Raw genomic sequence first — 1,553 nt, 5'->3', positions numbered from 1 at the left:
CGATCAGTGCGCTGACCATGCCGTTGTTTTTCGTCACCGGCTGGTTGCTGTACCTCGATCGCCGGCGCAAGAAAAAGCAGATCAAGGACGCACGCAAAGGCCTCGAACAACCGGGCAGCGATGCGCCGGCGTGGCTGATCGGTTTCGCCAGCCAAAGCGGTTTTGCCGAGCAACTGGCGTGGCAGACGGCCGGACAATTGCAGGCTGCCGGGCTGCCGGTGAAGGTGCAGCCGCTGGCAAGTGTCAACGAACAGGATTTGCTGGAGTCCAGTAACGCGCTCTTCGTGGTCAGTACATTCGGTGACGGTGAAGCGCCGGACAGTGCCCGCGGCTTCGAACGCAGGGTGCTGGGTCGTGCGTCGAGCCTGCAAAGCCTGAACTATGCAGTGCTGGGCCTCGGTGATCGCCAATATGAACACTTCTGCGGCTTCGCCCGACGCTTGCACGCCTGGCTAGGTGAGCATGGCGGCAAGACGCTGTTCGCGCCGGTAGAAGTCGACAGCGGCGACCCGTACGCCTTGCGTCACTGGCAGCAACAACTGGGCCTGTTGACCGGGCAACCACCGGTCGACACTTGGCAAGCACCGAGCTACGACAACTGGACACTGGTCCGTCGCGAATTGATGAACCCGGGCAGCAGCGGCGCGCCGGTGTACTTGCTGGGTCTCACCGCCCCGTCCACCAGCAGTTGGCTGGCCGGTGATCTGGTGGAAGTGCTGCCGCGTAATTGCCCGTGGGCCATCGAGCACTTCCTCGACGGACTGGGCATCGACGGTCGTGCTTCGGTAGCGTTTGATGGTTTGTCACAACCTCTCGAACAAGCCCTCGCCACGCGCCAACTGCCTGAAAACAGAGCCCACTTGGTCGGCCTGCACGCTCAGGCATTGCTCGACGCGCTAGTGCCTTTGGCCATGCGCGAATACTCCATCGCCTCGATTGCTGCTGATGGCGTGCTGGAGTTGATCGTGCGTCAGGAAATGCACCCCGACGGCAGCCTGGGCATCGGCTCCGGCTGGCTGACCGAACACGCTACCGTGGGTGGTGCCATCCGCCTTCGCGTGCGGCGCAACAGTGGTTTCCATCTGCCGGCCGAACCGGTGCCGATGATCCTGCTGGGCAACGGCACCGGCCTGGCCGGGCTGCGCAGTTTGCTCAAGGCGCGGATTGCCGATGGGCAACAACGGCATTGGCTGCTGTTTGGCGAACGTCATCGGGAGCACGATTACCTGTGCCGGGATGAGTTGGAAGAGTGGTTGATTTCAGGCGACCTGGAGCGACTTGACCTGGCGTTCTCGCGGGATCAGGCCGAAAAGATCTACGTGCAGGATCGCCTGCGTGAGTCAGCCGACGAGCTGAAGAAATGGCTGGCGGATGGCGCTGTCATTTACATCTGCGGCAGCTTGCAAGGGATGGCGTCGGGCGTGGATCACGTGCTCAACGAGGTGCTCGGGATTGCTGAGGTAGATCGTCTGATCGAACAAGGCCGCTACCGCCGCGACGTCTACTGACACCAACCCCTTGTGGGAGCGGGCTTGCTCGCGAATGCGGACTGA

Annotated in this window: 1 protein-coding gene; it reads left to right on the top strand. The window is 62.3% G+C overall.

Features of this window, described 5'->3' with window-relative positions:
* The coding region (locus AC1DRJ_RS27175) for a sulfite reductase subunit alpha (protein ID WP_477804866.1) at positions 1-1,508 on the top strand (1,508 nt) is incomplete at its 5' end.
* Positions 1,509-1,553 lie beyond the last annotated feature (45 nt).

The sequence above is a fragment of the Pseudomonas sp. P5_B2 genome (assembly GCF_056400445.1).
Note: the sequence above shows the minus strand (reverse complement) of the source record. Positions and strands in the feature narration are given on the sequence as shown.